Raw genomic sequence first — 21479 nt, forward strand, 5'->3', positions numbered from 1 at the left:
CCGTGTCACGCCCGGGCCGGCTCTGGAGCGACCATGTTCAAGCGCCCCCGTCCGACCTTCGACGTCACGGTCACCGTGGCCGCCCGGCTGACCTCGACCCTCCTCCGACTCACCCTGGCCGGCCCCGGGCTGGCCGGGCTTGCGATCGAACACCCCACCCAGTGGGTCAAGTTGGCCACCCCGGACGGCGCGTCCCGGGCCTACACCGTCCGCCGTCACCGGCCGGCCGAGGGGGAGGTGGACATCGACGTCGTCCTGCACGGCAACGGTCCCGCCGCCCGCTGGGCCGCGCGGGCCCGTCCCGGCGAACCGATCCGGCTGTCCGGCCCGCGCGGCCGGCGGCCCGCCTTCGACGGCGCCGCCCACATCCTCCTCGCCGCCGACGAGAGCGCGCTGCCCGCCGCCTTCACCATCCTGGAGCAACTCCCGCCCGAAACCCGGGTGTCCGCCTACTTCGAGGTGGCCAAACCGGCCGACGCCCTGCCCGTCGACACGGCAGCCGAGCTCACCACCACCTGGCTGCCCCGGGCGGGCACCGCCCAGCCCAAGGGCGGGCTGCTCGCCGACACCGTCCGCTCCGTGGACGTCCCCCCGGGGACCCGCGCCTGGCTGGCCGGTGAGGCCGGTGCCGTCGCCGCCCTCCGCCGCCACCTCCTCGCCGACTGGGCACTGCCGCGCGAGCACGTGCAGGCGAAGGGGTACTGGAAGCACGGCGAGGCCGATCACAAGGGCTGAGGCCGGAGTTCGGCCCGACCGGCCTCCGGCGAACAGGCCGTCGGAGACGGACCCCGGGCGGACCGCCGGGGACGGGCCGCCGGGGACCCAACCCTCAGCGACCCGGCCGGCCCCCCTGCCGGGCCACCGCATCGGTGTACAGCTCGGTGGTGAAGTCCCCCTCCTCCAGGCCGAGTTCGGACATCACTCGGCGGACGTCGGCGAGCGCGGCCGCCAGCCCCTCCGCCGCCTCGACGGCGGTCTCCACCTCCAGGAAGACCCCGTCCAGCCGCGCCACCCGGACGAGGGTCGCCAGCATCCGCCGGCCCTCGTACCCGAACGCGTAGGTGCGGCAGCGCTTCTCGAACGCGAGCCGCAGGACGAACCCGAGGCCGCGCACGATCCCGTGCGCGGCCCGGACGTCCGCCACCTCGGTCTCGTGCTCCGGCTTGGATCCGGAGGCGGCGTCCACCCGGGCGCCCTTGTACGTGAGCAGCGCGCGGCTCCCCCCGTCCGCGCCCTCCACCACCCGGATCCGCAACTCCCGGTCCGCGCCCATCAGTCCGCCGTCCGGCGCGTCGTAGTAGGTGTCCCGGTACACCTCGGAGCGCCCCGGCCCGTGTGCCGCCTCCAGCCGGCGCAGCACTGCGCGCGGCTCCCGCACCACGGCCTTCAGCTCGGCCTCGATCACCTCACGGCCTCCTCGGCGGCGCTCCCGGGACCTGCCCGCCGGCCCGTCCGGGCCGTCCCGGAGGCCGGGCTGCCCGGCATGACGCCACTGTAGCGGCGCCGGGCGCCGAAGCGGCGTCCGGCGACACGGGTCAGTGCGCGGCGGGCGCCGGGGCCAGCCCGGTACAGCCGCGCAGGCCGTTGCGGCGCTTGAGCGCGGCCTCGGCGGCGGCGCCGGCCTGCGGGACGGGCACGCCCCGGCCGTCGACGGTCGCCGGGGCGAAGCTCTCGCCGGTGACCTTCCCCTCCTTGGAGACGGTCAGCGTGGTGACGCCGGTCTCGTTGGAGAAGGCGTAGTTGGAAGTCCCGTACCAGAGGAAGTTCCCGAAGCCGTAGCCGACGTAGGTGTTCCCGAGCATGCCCGAGCCGAGCATGGTGTGGGCGTGCGTGCCGACCACGGCGGTGGCGCCGGCCGCCGCGAGCTTCTTCGCGACGGCGGTCTGGGCTCCGGTCGGGCAGGCCTTGCCCTCCTCGCCCCAGTGCAGGTAGACGAGCACCACGGGGGCCTGCTTCTTGGCCGCCGCCACCGCCTTGACCAGCGCAGGAGCGTCCAGGGCCGAGGCGATGCCCGGCTTGTTGGCGCCGGCGCGCCACTTCTGGTTGGTGAGGTCCTCGACCTGGCTGGCCGCGACCACGGCGACCTTCACCCCGCGCACCGTGGTGACGTACGGCGCGTAGGCCTCCTTGGCGTTGCGGCCGACGCCGACGACCGGGATCGGTGAGGACTCCTTGGCGGCGAGCGTGTCGGCGAGGCCGTCGGCGCCGAAGTCCACCGCGTGGTTGTTGGCCATCGAGACGACGTCGACGCCGGAGTCCTTCAGTACGCCGAGGGCCTTGGGGGAGGTGCGGAAGGTGTAGGTCTTCGGTTCGGGGGCGCCGCGGTCGGTGATCGCGGTCTCCAGGTTGAGGACCGAGAGGTCGGCGTCGGCCAGCGTCTGCGCGATCGGGCCGAGCGCCTGCTCGGGGGCCTTCACGGCGAGCCGGGCCTCCGTCCGGCCCTCGAAGTGGACGTCGCCGGCGAAGGCCACGGTGATGCTGCCGTCCGGGCGGGGTGCGGCCGCGGCGCCGCTCGGCGTGCCGGTCCCGGTGGACCCGGCGGGGGCGGCGCCGTCGGTGGCCGCGGTGGTGGAGGGCGGGGCGGCGTCGGCCGCCTTGGCGGGGGCCGGGTCGGGGTCGTCCGGGCCGCAGGCGGCGAGCGGGACCAGCCCGAGCAGCAAGGCGACGGCGGCCGCGGCACGGCGCATGAGTGTTCCCCCCGAGGTCGATCCGAGAGCGGTCAGCCTACGCCACTCCCCCGCGGCTCCTTCGCCCCACGTCCACACTGCGTTCGACCGCCGGGCGGGACCGCTCGACCGAACCCCCGGCCGGCCCGGACGCCGCGCCCCTGGTGCACCGCGCGGATCACACCGCCTCCCCGGCCCGGCCGAGCAGTGACATGCTGGTCCCGGACCGCCCGGCCGCGACCGACCGCGGCCGGGCGACCGCGGCCGACAGGTCCACCGGCAGCGGCCTCCGGCAGGACCCGCCCCCCCCCCGGCCGCCGGCAACGGGCGACGAACAGACGACGGGTGACGAACAGCAGATGACAGACTCGGCCGGCCCGGCTCCGGGCGCCGCTCCCCCTCCCACCCCCGCGACCGCGGCGGCCGGCGACTTCACCCCCGCCGAGCGCGCCCGCGGCCGGGCGCTGCGCCGCGCCCAGCTGCCGTGGGCCCTGGGCGGGCGGCTGGCCGGGCTGGCGCTCACGCTGCTGCTCGGGCTGACCCCGGCCGGCGCAGCACTGGTGACCGCGGTCGGCGGCCGGCTCGGCGGCTCCCGCACCGCGCAGGTGCTGGCCGGGACGGCCGCACTGGTGGTCCTCGGCCAGGCGGTGCAGCTGCCGTTCGGCGCCGGCGTCCGCGCCGTCCGGGCCCGGTTCGGCCTGGTGACCCAGGGCTGGGGCGGCTGGGCCGTCGACGTGCTGCGCGGCATGGCGCTCGGACTCGCCCTGGCCCTGCCGGTGGCGCTCGGCCTGTTCGCACTGACCGCCCGGTCGCCCCGGTACTGGTGGATCCCGGCCGCGGGCGCCGCGGCGCTGCTCACCGCGGCGCTCTCGTTCCTCTACCCGCTGGTGGTCGAGCCGGTGTTCAACCGCTTCACCCCGATGCCGGCCGGCCCGCTGCGCGAGGCCCTGCTCGGGCTCGCCGAGCGGGACGGCGTCCGGGTCCGGGACGTCCTGGTGGCGGACGCGTCGCGGCGGACGACGGCGCTCAACGCGTACGTGTCCGGCCTGGGCGCGACCCGCCGCATCGTCGCGTACGACACGCTGCTGGCCACCGCCGAGCCGCGCGAGGTCGAGCTGGTGGTGGCGCACGAGCTGGGGCACGTGAAGCACCGGGACGTGCTGACCGGCACGGTGCTGGGCGCGACGGGGGCGGCCTTCGTGGTGGTCGCGCTCGGGCTGCTGGCCGACTGGGGGCCACTGCTGTCGGCCGCCGGGGCGACGAGCGCGGCCGATCCGCGCGCGCTGCCGCTGCTGGCCGCCTGCGCGGCCCTGCTGGGCGCGCTGTCGGGCCCGGTCCAGTGCGCGGTGAGCCGCGCGGTCGAGGTCCGGGCGGACCGACACGCCCTCGAACTCACTTCGGACGCCGAGCAGTTCATCGCGATGCAGCGCAGACTGGCAGTGACCAACGTCGCGGACGTCGACCCGCCCCGGGTGCTTGAGCTACTGTTCGCCACTCACCCGAGCGCGACCCGCCGGATCGCGGCCGCCCGCGCCTGGCGGGCGTCGTCGCCCGGTCCGGCCGCCGACCCCGGCAAATCCGTTGTATAGTGCAACAAATTTCCGAGGAGGCAGGAAGCCGTGCCCGGCCGCGAGACGTCGATCGACACCATCCAGCGCGAGCTGACCGCCTTCGCCCGGCGAGCCCGCCACAAGGCGAGCCAGCTGCACCCGGACCTCTCCCTGGTCACCTACAGCATCCTCGACCTGATCAACGAGCGCGGCGGCTGCCGGGCCGCCGACGTCGCCTCCCACTTCATGCTGGACAAGTCCACCGTGAGCCGCCAGGTCACCGCGCTGGAGAAGCTCGGCCTGCTGCGCCGCGAGACCGACCCGGACGACCAGCGCGGCCAGATCCTCGGCACCACCGGGGCGGGCCTCGCCCTGCTCCGCGACGCCAACGAGCAGCGCCGGGCGGCCTTCACCGCCCGCTTCACCGACTGGTCCGACGAGGACGTCGCCCGGTTCGCCGACTACCTCGCCCGCTACGGCGCCGAGGGCTGACCACCGCGGCACCCGGGGCGTGTCCGCCGGACACCCCGGCCCGGCAGGGCCGCCGAAGTGCGCCCCACCGCCCGGACGGTGTACAGAGGAGGAGTGCCACTTCGGCCGGGCCCCCGCGACCGCAGCCCGTCGTGGCGGCCCGGCCGCCGCGCGCTGACGGTGCTGCCGCTCGCGCTCATCGCGGTGATCTCGATCGTCGACGTCCTCGCGCCCCCGCAGATCCACCTGGGCCCGCTGCTGATCGTCGCCCCCGCCATCACCGCCTCCTTCGCCGGCGCCCGCGCCACCGCCGTCGTCGCCCTGCTCTCACTGGCCGCGCTGACCCTCATCGGGTTCCTGCGCGACGGCATCACCACCGCCAACCACGAGACCCAGCTGGGCGCCCTGATCGCCGTCTCCGCGCTGATCGTCGGCCTGCGCGTGCTGCGCGACCGGCACGAACTCGAGCTGGCCCGGGTCCGGACGGTCTCCGAGGCGGCCCAGCGCGTCCTGCTGCGCCCGCTGCCCCAGCGGATCGGGCCGCTCCGCCTCGCCTCCGTCTACCTGGCGGCCGAGGCCGAGGCTCAGGTCGGCGGCGACCTCTACGCGGCGGCCCGCACGGCCGGCGGCACCCGGCTGCTGGTCGGCGACGTCCGCGGCAAGGGCCTCTCCTCGCTGGGCGACGCGGCCCTGTTGCTGGGCGCCTTCCGAGCCGCCGCCCACCTCCACGCCGACCTCCCCGAGCTCGCCGGCTACCTGGACGGCAGCGTCTGCTGGGACCTCGCCCAGCTCGGCGACCAGGGCCGGTACCCGGACGGCGACCGGGACGGCGCGCCGTCCCACGGCCGGGAGCGGGGGCACGGCCTGAAGCGGAGCGCGGACCGCGGGCTGGACCTGAGCCCGGAGAAGCCGGGCCGCGGGGTGGAGCGCAGCGCGGAGTCCGCCGCCGGCCTCGGCCGGGACGAGGCCGACCCGTACGGCGGCGGCGACACGGCCGCGGACGACCGCGGCGAGTCCTTCATCACCGCCGTCATCCTGGACATCCCGGACGACGGCTCGGTGCTCCGCCTCATCGACTGCGGCCACCCTCCCCCGCTGCTCCTGAACGCCGACGGCATCACCGTCCTGAACGCCCGCCACCCGGCGCCGCCGCTCGGGCTCGGCGAGCTCGCCCCCACCGAGTACGAGGTGGAGGTCTTCCCGTTCCTGCCCGGCGACCGGTTGCTGATCTACACCGACGGGGTGATCGAGGCCCGCGACCCGGAAGGGCGCTTCTACCCGCTCACCGAACGCGTCGACGCCTGGCGCTCCGAGCGTCCGGAGGTCCTGCTGGACCGCCTCCGTCGCGACCTGCTCGCCCACGTCGGCGGCCGGCTGGACGACGACGCGGCGATGGTCGTGGCGGAGCGGCTCCCGCGCCGTGGCTGAGGCCGCTCGGCCTGCCGGGGCCCGGCCGGCCGAGCGGCGCCGTCACGGCCGGTACGGCAGCTGCGGCACCTCGAAGCAGGTGGAGGTCATCGACGTCACCTGGGTGACCCAGCCGCCCCTGCCGCCCTGCGCGGAGTCCTGCCAGCGGGCCGCGTTGAGGCAGGCCCGGGTCGGCCCGCTCGGAGGGGGCTGCGGGACGAAGGAGGCGGGCAGGATCAGACCGTGCGCGTCGTAGGGTTCCGGGCGGTTCATGAACCGCTCCACGCAGGCCCGCGTGAGGTCGGCCCCACACGAGTCCATCGCGTCGGTCAGCCACTGCGCGCCCGCCCAGCCCTCCAGCTCCCAGGCCGAGAGCAACGGCTCGCGGTCGGGGTAGTACTTGGCCATCGCGGCGCGGAACTCCGCCACCGGCGGGTGGTCGACGTCCTCGTAGTTGAGGCTGGACGAGGTGGCCCAGAGCACGTTCCGGCAGGTGGGCGAGGCCTGGTAGTCCGTCCGGACGGTCTCGGACCAGTTCTGCACGTTGGTCACCTTCGCCTCGACCCGCACGCCCGAGTCGTCCAGCGCCCGGCAGAGCGCCGCGTTGCCCCGGGTGTCCATCGCATCGAAGAGCAGCTGCGAGCCGTCGGCGCGGACGGCCGCGGCCACCGCCTGGAAGTTCGGCAGCGCGAAGTCGACCGTCTGGGTCAGCACCCTGTAGCCCTCCGCCTCCAGGCCGTCCCGCAGCTGCGCGGCGTAGCGCGCCGAGTCGGCCTGGTTGTAGGCGACCACGGCGGCGCTGCGCGCGCCCAGCCGCTCCTTGAAGAAGCGGTACACCTCGGTGGTCTGGTACAGCGTGCCGTTCCAGCCGACGGCGTTCCCGTCGCGCGGCGCGCTGTTGCCGTAGATCTCGTAGAGGTGCGGCCAGCGGTCGTACGCCGTGCCGATCGGCTGGCCGCCGACGTCCGGCACGCCCTTCTCGCTGACGTACGGGGCGCCCGCGTAGTCGAGCACGCTGCCGGAGACGAAGGCGAAGACGTGCGACTGGTCGATCAGCCGGTGGACGCAGTCCTGGTTGCCGATGCCGCTGCCGCCGTCGTCACAGGTGACCACCTTGACCGTGCGCCCGTGCAGGCCGCCGCGGTCGTTGAGGGCCTGGACGAAGGCCAGCGCGCCGTAGCGCGGGCCGCTGAACACCTCGCTGCCGACCGGGCTGGTCAGCGAGGTGACGATGCCGATCCGGATCTCGGAGGCGGTGACCCCGGTGTCCGAGGCCGGGTTGCCACCCGCGGAGGTGCCCGGGCCGGAGGCGGGGCGGGAGGTGAACGCGCCGTCCGGCAGCCGGGTGCCGCAGCCGGTCGCGAGCAGCAGGACGGCCGCCAGCAGCCCCGCCGCGAGCCGGGCGGCGCCGGGCCGCCGGGTGCCGCCGGGCCGGGCCGGGCCCGGACGGGCGGCACCCGGGCAGCCCGGGCGGGCGGACCGCCGACGACCGGACGCGTCGGCGGCCCGGGGGAACGGCCACGCCGTCAGCTGCATCCGGGGATCGGGGTGCCGCTCGCGCCGCCGGCCTGGGTGAGCAGGCCGCAGAGGGTCGAGCGGGACACCTTCCAGGTGCCGTTCTCCAGCACCGCCTGGCCGGTGGCGCTGGGCTCGACCACGTTGCCCTGGAGGGAGAGCTCGTACGTCACGGTGGCCTCGGTCGCCGAGTTGAACGACACGTCCGTGACCGTGGCCTTCACCTCGCCGACCCGCGGGTCCTGGGAGAAGCCCTGGAGGACGGGCAGCAACTCCTCACCGTTCTGGAGCAGCGAGGCCTTCTCCGGGATCGGGGTGGTCGGGTCGAAGAACTTCTCCCAGTTGGCGGTGACCTCGTTCTTGGCGGTGGCCGGGTCGGCGGGCGCGGTGGCACCGGCGGTCCCGCCGCCGGTGGCGGTCGGCGAACCGGTGGCGGCGGTGGGGAGGGTCGGCGACGCGGACGAGGAGGAGCCGGACTCGCTGCTGCTGCACGCGGCCGCCGCGGCCACCAGCAGCACCGCCAGCAGGACGCCCACCCAGCGCCGGACCGGAGCGCCGGACCGGACCGGAGCGCCGTGGGGGTCGTGAGTGTCGTGGGGGTCGCTCTTACTCACGTGCATGGTGTTCCTCTCGACGGCGGCGGGTGGGGTCCACACGGCCCGCTCTGCCGATGTCCGGATGCTGTTCCAGGCCGATGCTGGAAATGTCGCAAGTGACACCATCAAGGCGGATCCATGGACGAATCGCAATCCGAGCGGGAAATCGCGCACCGCGCCGCACCGGGGGAACCCGGCGGACGCGGCACCCGGCTGCGGCGATCCGCACCGCGCGCGGCGCGGATCGTCCGGGACGCACGCGAGTGGTTCGGCTGGATCGTCGCGGCCGCGGGTGCCGCGCTCTGCGTCCTGGGCTGGTACGGGGTGTCGGGCGAGAGCTTCGCCGAGCAGCAGATCCCCTACCTGGCGTCGTCGACGATCCCGGGTGCGGCCCTGATCGTGGCGGGCGCCGTCCTCCTCGCCCTGCGCCCGCCCCGCGGCCCCGCGCAGGAAGGCACGGAACCGCCGGAACGGCGGGGAACCGGCCGCCCCGACCTGACCGACCTGCGGGTGGAGCAGTTGCACGCCCTGCTGGTGGAGCCCACCGACGGGACGGCGCCCGACGGGACCGCGGGCGGGCCGGCCGACCCGGCGGCCCTGCTTCCGGCCGGCGCCGCAGCACCGCGCGGCACCGTCCTGCTGGCCGTGCCCGAGGGAACGCTCTACCACCGCCCGGACTGCCCGCTGGTGGCCGGCAAGTCGCGGGCCGAACCGGTCGACGCGGCCGCCGTGCGGGTGCGCCGGCTCACGCCTTGCCGCATCTGCGAGCCCGGCGAGCCCGGCGACCACTCCGGCCCCCACGGCCCCCACGGCCCGGACAAGCCCGACGCCCCCGCCCCGGACTCCGCCGAGCACCCCCGGCCCACCCGTCCGGGCGAGTCCGCCCCGCCGGCCGGCTGAAGCGGCGGTCCCCGTGCCGGACGTCCCCGCCCTCGACTCCCTCGGCCTCACCGTCGACCTGGCCCTCGCCGGGCTCACCGTCGGCAGCGCGGCCGCGCTGAGCGGCATCGGCCTGGTGGTCTGCCACCGCGCCACCGGCGTGCTCAACATCGCCCAGGGCGCCCAGGCCATGCTCGTCGCCTACCTGCTGCGCGACCTCGTCGTGGTGCGGCAGTGGCCGGTCTGGCCGGCCGTCGCGTGCTGCCTGCTGCTGGTCGCGCCCGCACTCGGGGTGCTGCTGGACGTCCTGGTCTACCGGCCTCTGCAACGGCGCGGGGCGGGGGTGGCCGAGACGACGGTGGCCGGGATCGGGGTGTTCGTGCTGCTCATCGGACTGGTGGTGCTGGTCTGGGGCGGCTCCCCGGTGGGCGGCACGCCCTCGCCCTTCGGCGGCACGCCGATCGCGCTCCCCGGCAGCCACAACCTGCGCGCGGACACCGTGGCGCAGCTCGCCGCCATCGCCGTCCTCTGGATCACGGTGGCCGCGATCACCCGGTTCACCCGGTTCGGTCTCCGGCTGCGCGCCGTGGTGGACGACCGCCGGCTCGCCGGGCTCGCCGGGGTGGACGCCGACCGGGTGTCCGCGGCCGGCTGGGCGTTCGGCTCGCTCACGGCGGGGCTGGTCGGCATCGCCCTCGCCCCCTACCTGCTGCTCGACCCGTACGGGCTGCCGTTGCTGGTGATGGAGACCATCGCCGTCGCGGTGGCGGCGCGGCTGCGCAGCATCCCGGTCGCGGTGGTCACCGGTCTCGCGCTGGGGATCGCGCAGGCCGAGCTGACCAGGGTCCGCCCGTCCGGGCAGCTGCTGCCTCTGGTCCAGGCCCTGCAGGCCAACCTCTTCGTGGTGGCGCTGCTGGCCACCGCCCTGCTGGCCGGGCCGGGGATCGCGGGCGAGTACGGCGACCGCGCCCCGTTGCCCGCCCGCCGTACCGGGCGGGACGGCGCGGCCGCCGGGGGCCGCGCGGCCGGGGCGGTCTGCCTGGTGCTGCTCCTGCTGCCGCTGGGCTTCCGCGACAGCGACCTGCGCAACGCGCTGCTGGTGCCGGCGCTGGCCCTCGTGCTGCTCTCCGTGGTGGTGGTGACCGGCTACGGCGGGCAGATCTCGCTCGGCCAGGCCGGGTACGCGGGGCTGGGCTCGCTCGGGACGGCCCTGCTGATGTCGGGGCGGATCCCCGGCGTGCCACCGCTGCCCGCCGCGCCCGCGCTGCTGTTCGCCGTCCTGGCCACGGCGCCGCTCGGGCTGCTCACCGGCTGGCCGGCGATCCGGCGCCGGGGGCTCGCCCTGGCGCTGGTGACCTTCGCCGTCGGGACGGCGATGAGCCGGTTCGTCTTCCAGCAGCCGTACGCGACCACCGGGCTCACCCTGGACCGGCCCGGCTTCCTGGCCGGCGACCGGGCCTTCTACCTCGCCGAACTGCTGCTGCTGGGGCTGGGCCTGACGGTGGTGCACGGGCTGCACCGGGGGCGGCTGGGCCGGGCGCTGACGGCGATGCGCGACCACGAGCCGGGCGCGGTCGCGGCGGGGGTCGACGTACCCGGGCTCAAGCTGTTCGCCTTCGTGGCGGGGGCTGCGCTGGCGGCGCTCGGCGGCGGCCTGATGGGCCTGGCCGGGCGGGCCTTCGACGCCGCCTCGTTCGACCCGGTGCGCGGGCTGCTCTGGTTCGCGGCGGTGGTCGTGGCCGGCGCGGACAGCGCACTCGGCGCGGTGCTGGCCGCCGCGCTGCTGATCGGCCTGGACGCGGGCACGACGGCCGGGGTGTCGGCGGTCGCGGTGGGGCTCCTCGCGGCGGCGATCGGCCGGCTCCCCGGCGGCCTCGCGGGCCTGGCGGAGCGGCTGGCGGGCCGTCGGCCGCAGCGCCGGCCGGGGGCCGGGGCGGCGCTCGCGCCCGGGCGGCTCACCCCGGCCGGGCGGCGGGTCCGCGCGCTGATCGCGGCGCGGCAGGCGGACGGCCCCGCGGCGGGGGCCGATCCGTGAGCCGGCGCGTCGCCCGTCCGGCCGCCGGGGCCCGGCCCGGCGCCGCCGCCCGGCTGACGGCACGCGGACTGGTCCGCCGCTACGGCGGCATCGAGGCCGTGGCCGGCGTCGACCTGACCGCACCGGCGGGGCGGATCACCGCCCTGATCGGGCCGAACGGCGCCGGGAAGAGCACCCTGTTCGACTGTCTGGCCGGCACGGTCCGCCCGGACGCCGGCCGGGTGCTGCTGGGCGGCCGCGAGGTGACCCGGCTGCCGGCCCACACCCGGGTGCGGATCGGTCTGGCCCGGACGTTCCAGCAGATCGCCGTCTTCCCGACCCTCTCGGTCGCGGACAACGTCCGGGTCGGCGCCGAACAGCGGCCCGGCACCCGGCGGGACACCCGCGCGGTGGACGCCGCGACCGGAGGCGCCCTGGCCCTGCTCGGTCTCCAGGAGCTCGCCGCGCAGCCGGCCGGCGAGCAGCCCACCGGGGTGCTGCGCCTGGTCGAGCTCGCCCGCGCCCTGGCCGGCGGCCCGCGCGTCCTGCTGCTCGACGAACCGGCGGCCGGCCTGGACACGGCGCAGACCGCCCGGCTGGTCGCCGTCCTGCGCGGGCTGGCCGACCGGGGCATGGCACTGCTGCTGGTCGAGCACGATCCCGACCTGGTCGCCGAACTGGCCGACACCGTCTACGCGATGGCCGACGGCCGGGTGGTGGCGCACGGTCCGGCAGGCGCCGTGCTCGCCGACGCCCGGGTGGCCCGGACCTGGGGACCGGACCTGCGGGGAGGCGACCCGCGCCCGTGACCGTCGAAGCCGCCCTGCACGCCGCCCGGGTCCGCTACGGCCCGCTCGAAGCGCTGCACGGCGTGGACCTCGCCTTCCCCGCCGGCGCGGTGACGGTCCTGCTCGGCCGCAACGGCGCCGGCCGGACCAGCGCGCTGCACGCGCTGGCCGGGGTGGTGCGCCTGGCCGCCGGGCGGGTGGAGTGGCAGGGGCGGGACGTCACCGGGCTCTCCGTCCACCGGCGCGTGCGGCTGGGCCTGGCGCTGGTGCCGGCGGAGCGGGCCGTGTTCACCTCGCTCACGGTGGCCGAACACCTCGGCCTCGCCCGGAGCGGCACCGGACCGGCCCCTGCCCCCACCGCCACCGACGAGGCGCTGGAGCTCTTCCCCGAGCTGACTGCGCTGCTCCTGCGCCGGGCCGGCACGCTCTCCGGCGGACAGCAGCAACTCGTCGCCGTGGCAATGGCTTTGAGTACACATCCGCGCCTCCTGCTGCTGGACGAACCGGACCGCGGGCTGGCGCCGGCCGTCACCGCCCGGCTGCACGCGCACCTGCTCGAGCTGGCCGCGACCGAGGGCCGGGCGGTCGTCCTCACCGCGCAGTCGCTGCCGCACGGCCTGGCCGGAGCCGCCGTCGTCCACGTGCTCCACCGCGGCGAGGTCGGCTTCTCCGGCGAGCCCGCCGAGCTCGGCGGGCCGCCGGCCGCCATGCGGCGATCGACCGGCCCGGGGGCGTGACCGCGCCCGGGGCGACGTTCCGCTCGCCGCTACTGGGCCAGGTAGCCGCCGTCCACCGGCAGGACCGCGCCGGTGACGAACGAGGCGTCGTCGGAGGCCAGGAAGAGCACCGCGGCGGCCACCTCGGCGGGGTCGCCCAACCGTCCCATGGGGTGCAGCTTCTCGATCGCCTCCAGGTACTCGGGGCCGCCCGGCTCGTCCTGCAGCCGGCGGACCCGCTCCGTGGTGATGGTCCCGGGAGCCACGGCATTGACCCGGATGCCTCGGGAGGCCCACTCCACGGCGAGGTGCTTGGTCAGTCCCGACGCGACGAACTTGGCCGGCCCGTAGACCGCCTGGCCGCGCTGGCCCGCCTCGCCGGAGATCGAGGAGACGCAGACGATCGCGCCGCCGGCGCCCCCGTGCCCGGCGGCGCCCGATCCGTCCGCCCCGGCCATCGCCTCCACGGCGTACTTGCAGGTCAGGAACATGCCCCGGCCGTCCACGGCCATCACCCGGTCCCAGTCGTCGGCGCCCGCCTCGGTGATCTCCATCAGCGGGATCACGCCCGCGTTCGCCACCAGGACGTCGAGCCGGCCGTGCCGCTCGACGGCGGCCTCGATCATGCGGCGGGCGTCGTCGTCCCGCGAGACGTCGCCGACCACCGTGGTGACGGCCTGCGGCAGCGCGTCCGCGAGCCGCCCCAGGCCGTCCCGGTCGATGTCGGTCGCCACGACCGCCGCCCCCTCGGCCGCGAAGCGCTCGGCGACCGCTCGCCCGATACCGCTCGCCGCACCCGTCACCACGCACACCTTGCCGGCCAGCCGTCCGGCGGCCGGAACACCGCCCTGCGGGAGTCCGCTCAGCTCAGTCATGGCACCGGACCCTACCGACTTGACGTCAGAAAGGCTCACAAGCAGCACAGTTGACCCGCACGTGCCGAACCGGTCGCCGCGGCCGCGAGGTCTCCGGCGCCCTGCACACCGGCGAGTCCACGGTGAAGTCGCACGTCGCCGGGCCATCGCGGCCGGGTTGGACGTCACCTCGGGCGGCGAGCCGGCCGCCCTGGCCCACCCCGCCGGCACGCCGCCCTCGCCGACCCGCCCCGCGGGCCGGACCGGTGGTCGGCGCCGCCCGGACGGCGGTGTGTCCGGGCGACGGTGTGTCCGGGCGACGCCGACCCGGCCGGGTCAGGGTGCCGGGTGCGCTCCGCCGTCGGCCACCGGGGCGAGCCGGAAGTCGACGGCCCGCCACGCCGTCTCCGCCCGGGTGACGGCCTCGTCGCGGTCGGCGCCCACGGCCAGGACGTACCCCTGACGGCTGCCGGATCCGGTCAGCGGGCCGAGTCGGCGGCCGGGCTCCGCCGCGGCCTTCACGGTGACGACGCCGGGGAGTCCCCCGGCGGCGTCGACCCCGTCGACGGCCAGGACCTCGACGTTCTCGTGGGCGAAGAACCGGATGGCGGCGGCGCCACCGACCGGCGCGCGGCGGACCTGCCCGTCGAGGCCGAGCATCCCGGCGGCCGTGGCGGCGGCCAGCGGCACGCCGGTGACCAGCTCCACCATCTCCCAGATCTGGTCCCCGCCGAAGCGGGTCTGGGTCTCGATCACGACCGGCGAGCCGTCCGACCGCAGCATCACCTCGGTGTGGGCGGGCCCCCAGCGGTGCCCCAGCGCGTCGAGCAGCGCGACGACCGTCCCCTCGACGGCCTGCGCCGCACCGGTGTCGAGGGCGGCCGGGAGCTGGTGCCCGGTCTCGACGAAGGAGGGCGCGCCCGAGGTGAGCTTCTCGGTGACCGCCACCAGCTCGTGCTTGCCGTCCAGGGTGAGCGTCTCGACGCTCAGCTCCCGTCCCGTGACGAACTCCTCGGCGAGCACCGTGCCGCCGGCCACCGCGGCCCGCCGCCACGCCGCGGCCGCCTCCCCGGGGCTGCGGGCCAGCGTCACGCCGCGGCTGCCGGAACCGTCCGCGGGCTTGACGATGACGGGGGCGCCGAGCTCCCGCTGGAAGGCGGCCGCCTCGTCGGCGGCGCCGCAGGCCCGGTAGCGCACGGACGGCAGGCCGTGATCGGCGAGCAGCGCGCGCATCCGGGTCTTGTCCCGGCTGCGCTCGACGGCCGGCACCGGGTTGTGCGCGACGCCCAGGCTCTCCCCGATCAGTGCGGCGGTGAGCAGGTGCGGCTCCGCGAAGGAGACCACGGCGTCGAAGGGGGCGCCCGCCCCGTGCAGGAGCTCCGCCAGGGAGCGGGCCCAGCCGCCGCCCAGCTCCTCCTGGACGAACAGCCCGTCCGCCCGCTCCCGTTGGAGGTCGCTCAGGTCGGCGCGCTGCTGGAGGAGCGTGATCCGCGCGTCGAGCTCGGCCATCGAACGGAAGCCGGAGTCCTTGCCGCCGATGACCAGGAGGTGGGGACGGTCGCGTCGGCGCTCCGCGGCTCCCCCCTGCGGGCGGGTCAGGACGAGGTCGGCCATCCCCCAGACCGCCCCGATGTCCCGCTGCAGGTCGTCCGCGCCGTCGGCGGTCAGTTCGGCGGAGAGGACCTGCCAGTGGCCCTCCGCCGCCGTTCCGGCGATCACCCCCGGGGCGTGGTAGAGGCTGTGCCGGGCGTACGTCGGCAGGGCGGTGACCCGGTCGAAGCCGTCCAGCCCGGTGAAGACGCCGGTGACGCGCGGGAACGGGGTGACGATGCCGAAGGGCCGGTCGAAGCGGGCCTCCAGGTCCGGCCGCTCACCGCGCAGCACCGCCGCGTAGGCGGCCATGAAGGAGACCCCGTGGGCCTGGTGGAGCACCCGCGCCCGGTGACCGCCGGGCCGGACGCCGACCTCCAGGAGCCGGGGCCCCTTCGCCGTGAGGATGAACTCGACGTGCGCGGCGCACAACCGCAGGCCCATGGCCCGCACGGCGGCGACCGCGAGCTCGGCCATCGTCCGCCGGTGCTCCTCGCCCGCCAGGCTGGGCGCGAAGCGGGCGAAGTGGTGGAAGTCGTCGCCGCCCAGGTCCGCCCCGGTGAGGACGTCGACGACCGGGCTCGGCCACGGCGTGCCCTCGCCGTCGACCACGAGGTCGACCGAGTGGTTGCTGCCCGCCAGGAACTCCTCGACCTGCAGGGCCGTGAACCGCTCGGGCAGTCCCTTGCCCCGGACGTGGTCGGCCACGCCCCTGCGGATGTGGTCGAAGGTCTCGGCGGCGGCCTCCGGGCCGGGCACCGTGAGCACGAACAGGCTGGAGTAGAGCGCCGCCGGCTTGACCACGACCGGCCACCCGTGCGCCTCGCCGAAGTCCAGGACGTCCTGCACCGACCCGGCGGGGCCGAACCGGCCGGTGCTGTCCGCGCCGATCCGCTCGGTGAAGAGCCGGCGCATCAGCTCCTTGGAGCGCAGGCCCGCGACCTCCTCCTCCGGCAGCGCGGGCAGGCCGAGCACCGTCAGCAGCCGCGCGTACGGCTCGACGTACGCCTCGCGCAGGTTGAGCACGCAGACCCCCGGTTCCTCGCCGAGCCGGGCCGCGAGCGGCTCGACGCCCTCGGCGGGATCCCAGGGGACGACGACGTCGAAGGCCTCGTCGTCGGCGCACCAGCCGTGCGAGCGCACGTCGCGGATCAGACCGACCCGGTAGCCGGCGTCCCGGAGCGGCTCGAACTCGCCGTACCGGGCGTTGCCGAGGAAGAGCACCAGGTCCTGTGCGGTCATCGGGCGACCTCCATCGCGTCCGCGTCGTCGAATCCGTAGGCCACCGAGGCGAACGAGCCGGCCAGGACGGCCACCTCGTCCGCCGTCTCACGGGCCGCGCCCCCGGTCGCGGCGCGCGCCATGAGGTCCGCCAGTCGCCACATCTCGGCGGGCCCCATGCCCCGGCGGGTCACTTCCTGGACCCCGAGCCGCAGCACGACCCGCCCCTCCACCGGCCGGGCGTTGAGCATCAGCCCGGCCCGCATCAACGCGCCGGCGAGCTCGTAGCCGCCCGCCCGCCCCGGCCGCTCCGGGGCCTCGACCAGGAGGACGTGGCTCGCGCTCTCCTGCTCCCGCCCCGGCGGGCGGTACACGGTGAAGCCCGATTCGCCCAGCGCGTGGGCCAGCGCGGCCCGGTTCGCCAGCATGTCCCGCGCGTACCCGGCGGCGTGCACGCCCATCTCCAGCGTGGTCACGTAGTTGGCGAGGGTCGGCCCGGTCTGCTGGGACGAGATCAGGGACATCCCCAGGCGGTCGGAGAAGTTCCGGCCGGCCTCGGCGTCGGCGAAGGCGACCAGGCCCTTGTGGGCGCCGGGGAAGCTCTTGTGGGTGTTGCCCTGGACGATGTCGCAGCCCTCGCCGATCGGGTCCTGGAACTCACCTCCCGCCACCAGGCCCAGCGTGTGCGAGGCGTCGTACACCAGCAGGGCCCCGGGGCCGACGATCGCCCGCAGCTCGCGCAGCGGCAGCGGCGCGAGCGGCACGCCGTGGTCGAGGAAGACCATGGCGCCCGGGCACCTCCGCCAGGCCGCCGCGAAGGCGGCGAGGTCGACCGTTCCCGTCTCGCGGGACCACGGGAGGCAGGCGCTGCGCCGGCCCATCGACTCCAGCAGCGGCCCGGTCGCGAAGTGGCCGCCGTTCTCCGGGGCGATGGACCAGACCGTCCCGCCCGGCTCGGTGAGCAGCGCGAAGACCGACATCGTGGCGTGCAGCCCCGACAGCGGCCGGAAGTCCACCCAGGCGGCGCCGAGCAGCCGCCGGGCCGTCTCGACGGCGGCCTGCTCCAGCCGGTCGACGCCGGGGTAGGCGGCCGACAGCAGGCCGGAGCGCAGCAGCGGGTCCATGCCCCGGCGCTCCCGCTCGTGGCCGATCAGGTAGCGGTTCGCCAGCGGGCTGTGCAGCATGCGCTCGGCGGTGCGCGAGAGCACGTTCTCGAACGCGGCGAGGTTGACGGTGGAGGAGATCCGGTCGGCGTCGGCGCGAACGGCGGCGAGCAGGCCGGCCGCCGGGGCGGCGGGGGCGCCGGACCGGCGCGCCTGCGCCGGTCCGGCGACGGCCAGGGAGGCCGTCATCCCTCGCCTCGCAGCCGGGCGCCCTCGGCGTCCCAGCGGCTGCGGAACTCCAGGGCCTTCTCCAGGTAGTCCTCCGGCTTGTAGCCCTTGGCGAACTCCTCGACGATCGCGGCGCCGCCGAAGCCGTACTCGCCCAGCTTCTCCAGCGAGCCCCACAGGTCGAAGTCGCCCTCGCCGATGGGGATGTGGGTGTGGTCGGCGCCCTTGATGTCGGCGATGTGGGCCGTCTGGACGTACGGCGCGACGGTCGCCAGGGCCTCGTCGTAGTCGCCGCGCGGCAGGTGCACGGTGGCCAGGTGCGGCACGTCCAGGGTCAGCCAGGTGCCGGTGCTGCGGCACAGCTCGACGTGCTCCTCGGGGGTGAAGACCACGTAGCGCGGGCGGTTGGCGCCCATGTTCTCGATGCAGAGCTGGATGCCGGTGCTGGAGATCAGCGGCTGCACCTTGTCCAGCGAGGAGCGCAGCACGTCGAGCAGCACGTCGTTGCTGCGCCGGGACATGTAGCCCGGGTGGTAGGTGACCCGCTGCACGCCGAGGTCGGCGGCGAAGTGCACGGCGCGGCGCAGGTAGTTGACCGACTCGGCGCGCTCGTCCTCGTCCGGCGAGACCAGGTCGGTGTGCGGCCCGTACCAGGCCGCGTGCACCGACACGTCCAGGCCGCGGGTCGCGATGACCGAGCGCATGCCGTCGACGATCTTCTCGTACTCGGGCGCGGTCGCCCCGAAGAGGACCTCCTGCGCCTCCTCGGCGATCTCGAACTCGATGTCGGTGAAGTGCCCGGCCAGGAACTCCATGTGCTCAACGATCTCGGCGGGGTTGTCCCAGATGTTGGTGGAGAACCCGATGCGCGGGCGGACCAGCGCCTTGCTGTCGAGGATGTCGGTCACAGGGCTACCTCTTTCGTGGAGTCGAAGCTGGAGTCGAAGCTGGCGAAGAAGTCGACGAGCAGCATGTCCCGGACGCCGACGGCGGCACCGCGGGCGGCGGTGATCGGCGAGACGTCGTGCAGGACCCGGCGGTCGTCGAGGACGATCGACTCCAGCGGGTCGGAGAGCAGCGCCCGGTGGATCTCGCGCCGGTCGAGGTCGTACAGGCGCGACTGCGCGCCCTCCACTCCCTCGCGGCGGATGAGCACCTGGGCGACGTAGCTGTGCCCGTCCTGGTGGATCCCCTCCGGCGCCGGGTCGCCCTCGGCGTCGGGCAGGGCGACCACCCGGATCTGGTGGACGCCGCAGGTGTCGACGGTGTGCCGGGGACCGGGCAGGCGGTCCCGGAAGGCCTGCACGACGGCGCGCAGCGCCGGGCCGGCGGCCACGGTGTCGTGCAGCGGCGCGAACAGCCGGGGCACTCCGCCGACGAAGCTGTTCACCGTCCGGTCCTGGAGGAACGTGCCGTGCGGCAGCGGCTCCAGGCCCTCGTCCAGCAGCCGGAACCTGCCGTACCGGCGGAAGCGGTAGGGCCGCTCGGTCCCGAGGTACTCGTCGGCGGGGAGGTCGTTCCAGGAGTCCAGGAAGGACTCCAGGGCCTGCGGCGGAACGCCGTCGAGGGCTCCCCGCAGGACGTCGGAGGGGAAGTGCGCGAACGGGGCCGTCTCCGGCGCCCCGGCGGGGGCCGCTCTGCCGGCGCTCGCCGGCAGAGGGGGCACGACCGCGGGGTCCGGTGTGGTCATGGGTGTGGTGGGCATGGTTCCTCGCTTGTCGTGCTGCCTCAGGTCTGGCTTTCCGGCAGTCGGACGACCAGGGCTCCGAGCCCGTCGCCGACGGTCAGCTGGCAGCTCAGACGGCTCTCCGGGCGGCGCTCCACGGCGGTGTAGTCGAGCATCTCGTCCTCGTCGTCGTCGGGCTCGGGCGGCGACTCCCCCTCGACCTCCTCGACGAACACGTGGCAGGTCGCGCAGACCATGCGTCCGCCGCACTGGCCGACGATGCCGTCGATTCCCTCCTCGACAGCGGCGTCCATGACGGTCACACCGACCGGCACGTCCAGCACGGATCGGGATCCATCGGGTTCAACATAGGTGATCTTGGCCATGATGCCGGCAATTCACTCTCGTCATGACGGAACGTCAAATCACTTTCCCCCGGGGTTCGGGGGGTGCCGGGAGTGCCCACGGCGGGGCACCGGCGAAAGGACTTGCGGGCCGGATCCGGCCGGACCGCGTGAATGCACACACGGCCGCCGGAGTCCGGTTTCTGACAGGCAATCAGTACTCAGGAAACGACTGGAGCTGTCGCCCGCCCCCACGGGACGACATCCGATCCGGCGCCCGAGGATTCGGCGCCGGTCTCAATCACGCGAGAAGCGGCACCAATTCGGTGCCGACTCCGTCAAGCGTCATCACGCGAACCCCCCGGCTCCACTCGGTGACGCGGCGCCACGCTAACCGCCCCTGAACTGGCGTGTCAACGGTTCCCAGACCGCGAATTGACGATCCGCCAGGCCATGGCCGGGCACGTACCGGTCGGACCCGATCGGTGTCAATTGTCGGCTGCGTCACAGCCAATTCGAAGGGTCCGTGGCCGCAGTTCCGGGACTACTTCGAGTGCGAAGCGGACTGCTCGGCCGCCGCCCGCTCCCCACCCGCCGGAGCGGTCCCGTCGGCGGGCTCCCCTTCGACGCCGGGACCCTCGTAGGCCGGCCCCTCCGCGGCCGCCCCCGCGACCGGCCTCCCGGACCACACCGCGCCGGCCGACGCCGCCGCGAACAGCGCCGCGAGGACCACCCAGGCCCAGAACCCCAGCGGCAGCAGGGCCGACACCAGGAGGGTCGGCCCGACGATCCGCTGGGCCGTCATCCCCATGCTGAACGTGGCGAGATAGCGCGCCCTGGCCGCGGCCGGCGAGAGCACGTACGAGAGCTCCCAGCCCGCCACCGACTGCAGGTTCTCGCCGACCGTCACCGCCACCACCGCGCCGACCGTGCAGACCAGGCAGACCCACACCGGCACCCGCTCCGCGACCGCGAACAGCCCGCAGCCGATCACCAGCGACAGCGCCGTGGCCCTCAGCAGCCGCACCGAGCCGTCGACGCTGGTCGCGAAGCGGTGCACCCACGCCTGGAGCAGAACCGTGAGGACGGTGTTGACGGCGAGCAGGACGGAGAGCCAGGCGTGGGGCAGCTCGGTGCGCTGCACCACCCAGATCGGCAGCAGGACGACGATCAGCGAGTCGAAGAGCGAGAGCACGCCGTTGGAGACCGTGAACACCATGAACCGCGGGTCGCGGTACGGCGCGGCGCCGGACCGCACGTCCGCGGCGGGCGCCCTCGGTATCCCGTCCGAGGCCCGGACCGCCCACAGCGCCATCCACGCGATCACCAGGAAGGACACCGCGTCCACCAGGAACACGGCCTGGAACGCGGCGGTGACGTGGAGGCCGAGCACGAGCCCGGCCACCAGCAGCCCGCCGGTGAGGCCGGCGTTGCGCACCGCCCGGATCGAGGCCAGGGTGCGGGTCCGCTCCTCCTGCCCGGCCACGCCGGAGACGATCACCTGGAGCAGTGGCGAACAGGCACGCTCGGCCGCGAGGAGTGCACAGGTGAGAACGGCGTACCCGGCGAAGCCGTGGATCAGCGCGTAGGCGGCGAATCCCACTCCACGCAGCCACATCAGCGCGACGTAGGTGCGGACCACGCCCCACCGGTCGGCGACGTGCCCCAGCGGCAACGGGCTGAGCAGGCCGAAAATCGCGGCGACCGAAAGGGTCGTCGCGACCTGGGCCGCGGGAAATCTCAGCACGCCCACGAAGTAAAGCGTGGACGCGGCCAGGAAAAGCCCGTTGCCGAACGAGTCGACCAGCGCCCCGGCGACCAGCATGCGGCTTCCGCGCTTTGCGGGGACGACCTCCGCCGCGATACGAGCG

Annotated in this window: 19 protein-coding genes; 8 read left to right on the plus strand and 11 right to left on the minus strand. The window is 75.5% G+C overall.

The genetic code is table 11. The features are described from left to right. The first annotated feature begins 33 nt into the window (after window positions 1-33). Entirely contained in the window at window positions 34-735 is a 702-nt protein-coding gene (locus tag ACF9IK_RS08635; protein WP_395293657.1) for a siderophore-interacting protein, read from the plus strand. Window positions 736-829: 94 nt separating this feature from the next. On the opposite strand, the gene cyaB is transcribed toward ACF9IK_RS08635, so the two are convergent. Together cyaB and ACF9IK_RS08645 are read right to left on the minus strand one after the other, a co-directional pair. Further along, the gene (cyaB, locus tag ACF9IK_RS08640; RefSeq protein ID WP_395293658.1) at window positions 830-1405 is read right to left on the minus strand and encodes a class IV adenylate cyclase; all 576 of its coding nucleotides are present in this window, start codon (window positions 1403-1405) and stop codon (window positions 830-832) included. Window positions 1406-1535: 130 nt separating this feature from the next. Continuing rightward, the gene (locus ACF9IK_RS08645) at window positions 1536-2687 is read right to left on the minus strand and encodes a CapA family protein (protein ID WP_395293659.1); all 1152 of its coding nucleotides are present in this window, start codon (window positions 2685-2687) and stop codon (window positions 1536-1538) included. Between the two features lie 338 nt (window positions 2688-3025). Between ACF9IK_RS08645 and ACF9IK_RS08650 the strand changes: the two genes are divergently transcribed. From ACF9IK_RS08650 to ACF9IK_RS08660, 3 genes are all read left to right on the plus strand, one after another. Next, window positions 3026-4255 (plus strand): M48 family metallopeptidase, encoded by a 1230-nt coding sequence (locus ACF9IK_RS08650; RefSeq protein WP_395293660.1) that lies wholly within the window; start codon window positions 3026-3028, stop codon window positions 4253-4255. 30 nt (window positions 4256-4285) lie between these two features. Continuing rightward, entirely contained in the window at window positions 4286-4708 is a 423-nt protein-coding gene (locus ACF9IK_RS08655) for a MarR family winged helix-turn-helix transcriptional regulator (protein ID WP_395293661.1), read from the plus strand. Window positions 4709-4801: 93 nt separating this feature from the next. Next, window positions 4802-6115, plus strand: a complete 1314-nt coding sequence (locus ACF9IK_RS08660; protein WP_395293662.1) for a PP2C family protein-serine/threonine phosphatase — start codon at window positions 4802-4804, stop codon at window positions 6113-6115. A 42-nt stretch (window positions 6116-6157) separates the two neighbouring features. On the opposite strand, the gene ACF9IK_RS08665 is transcribed toward ACF9IK_RS08660, so the two are convergent. Beyond that, complete coding sequence (locus ACF9IK_RS08665) at window positions 6158-7630, minus strand: ABC transporter substrate-binding protein (RefSeq protein ID WP_395293663.1); 1473 nt, start codon at window positions 7628-7630, stop codon at window positions 6158-6160. Further along, complete coding sequence (locus tag ACF9IK_RS08670; RefSeq protein ID WP_395293664.1) at window positions 7621-8223, minus strand: hypothetical protein; 603 nt, start codon at window positions 8221-8223, stop codon at window positions 7621-7623. The genes ACF9IK_RS08665 and ACF9IK_RS08670 overlap by 10 nt, the downstream gene beginning before the upstream one ends. 195 nt (window positions 8224-8418) lie before the next feature. Between ACF9IK_RS08670 and ACF9IK_RS08675 the strand changes: the two genes are divergently transcribed. The 4 genes from ACF9IK_RS08675 to ACF9IK_RS08690 are packed head-to-tail and all read left to right on the plus strand — an operon-like array spanning window position 8419 to window position 12623. Continuing rightward, entirely contained in the window at window positions 8419-9105 is a 687-nt protein-coding gene (locus ACF9IK_RS08675) for a hypothetical protein (protein WP_428846382.1), read from the plus strand. A gap of 13 nt (window positions 9106-9118) precedes the next feature. After that, a complete protein-coding gene (locus ACF9IK_RS08680) occupies window positions 9119-11119 on the plus strand; it encodes an ABC transporter permease subunit (RefSeq protein WP_395293665.1) in 2001 nt (666 codons plus the stop codon). Then, entirely contained in the window at window positions 11116-11907 is a 792-nt protein-coding gene (locus tag ACF9IK_RS08685; protein WP_395293666.1) for an ABC transporter ATP-binding protein, read from the plus strand. Before ACF9IK_RS08680 ends, ACF9IK_RS08685 begins: the two co-directional genes overlap by 4 nt. Continuing rightward, a complete protein-coding gene (locus ACF9IK_RS08690; protein ID WP_395293667.1) occupies window positions 11904-12623 on the plus strand; it encodes an ATP-binding cassette domain-containing protein in 720 nt (239 codons plus the stop codon). The genes ACF9IK_RS08685 and ACF9IK_RS08690 overlap by 4 nt, the downstream gene beginning before the upstream one ends. 29 nt (window positions 12624-12652) lie before the next feature. On the opposite strand, the gene ACF9IK_RS08695 is transcribed toward ACF9IK_RS08690, so the two are convergent. From ACF9IK_RS08695 to ACF9IK_RS08725, 7 genes are all read right to left on the minus strand, one after another. After that, window positions 12653-13477 carry an SDR family NAD(P)-dependent oxidoreductase gene (locus ACF9IK_RS08695; protein ID WP_395293668.1) on the minus strand — a complete coding sequence of 275 codons (825 nt, stop codon included), beginning with the start codon at window positions 13475-13477 and terminating at the stop codon, window positions 12653-12655. Between the two features lie 315 nt (window positions 13478-13792). After that, window positions 13793-16288 (minus strand): ATP-grasp domain-containing protein, encoded by a 2496-nt coding sequence (locus ACF9IK_RS08700; RefSeq protein ID WP_395293669.1) that lies wholly within the window; start codon window positions 16286-16288, stop codon window positions 13793-13795. After that, window positions 16285-17619, minus strand: coding sequence for a hypothetical protein (locus tag ACF9IK_RS08705; protein ID WP_395293670.1), 1335 nt, complete (start codon window positions 17617-17619; stop codon window positions 16285-16287). The genes ACF9IK_RS08700 and ACF9IK_RS08705 overlap by 4 nt, the downstream gene beginning before the upstream one ends. Beyond that, window positions 17616-18506 carry a sugar phosphate isomerase/epimerase family protein gene (locus tag ACF9IK_RS08710; protein ID WP_395293671.1) on the minus strand — a complete coding sequence of 297 codons (891 nt, stop codon included), beginning with the start codon at window positions 18504-18506 and terminating at the stop codon, window positions 17616-17618. The genes ACF9IK_RS08705 and ACF9IK_RS08710 overlap by 4 nt, the downstream gene beginning before the upstream one ends. Further along, a complete protein-coding gene (locus tag ACF9IK_RS08715; RefSeq protein ID WP_395293672.1) occupies window positions 18503-19303 on the minus strand; it encodes a 2OG-Fe dioxygenase family protein in 801 nt (266 codons plus the stop codon). The genes ACF9IK_RS08710 and ACF9IK_RS08715 overlap by 4 nt, the downstream gene beginning before the upstream one ends. 23 nt (window positions 19304-19326) lie before the next feature. After that, the gene (locus tag ACF9IK_RS08720; protein ID WP_255752295.1) at window positions 19327-19650 is read right to left on the minus strand and encodes a 2Fe-2S iron-sulfur cluster-binding protein; all 324 of its coding nucleotides are present in this window, start codon (window positions 19648-19650) and stop codon (window positions 19327-19329) included. 502 nt (window positions 19651-20152) lie between these two features. Beyond that, on the minus strand, window positions 20153-21433 hold the full coding sequence (locus ACF9IK_RS08725; protein WP_395293673.1) for an MFS transporter: 1281 nt from the start codon (window positions 21431-21433) through the stop codon (window positions 20153-20155). Between the last annotated feature and the right edge of the window lie 46 nt (window positions 21434-21479).

Origin of the sequence: Kitasatospora hibisci (assembly GCF_043950205.1) — a bacterium.
GTDB lineage: Bacteria > Actinomycetota > Actinomycetes > Streptomycetales > Streptomycetaceae > Kitasatospora > Kitasatospora hibisci.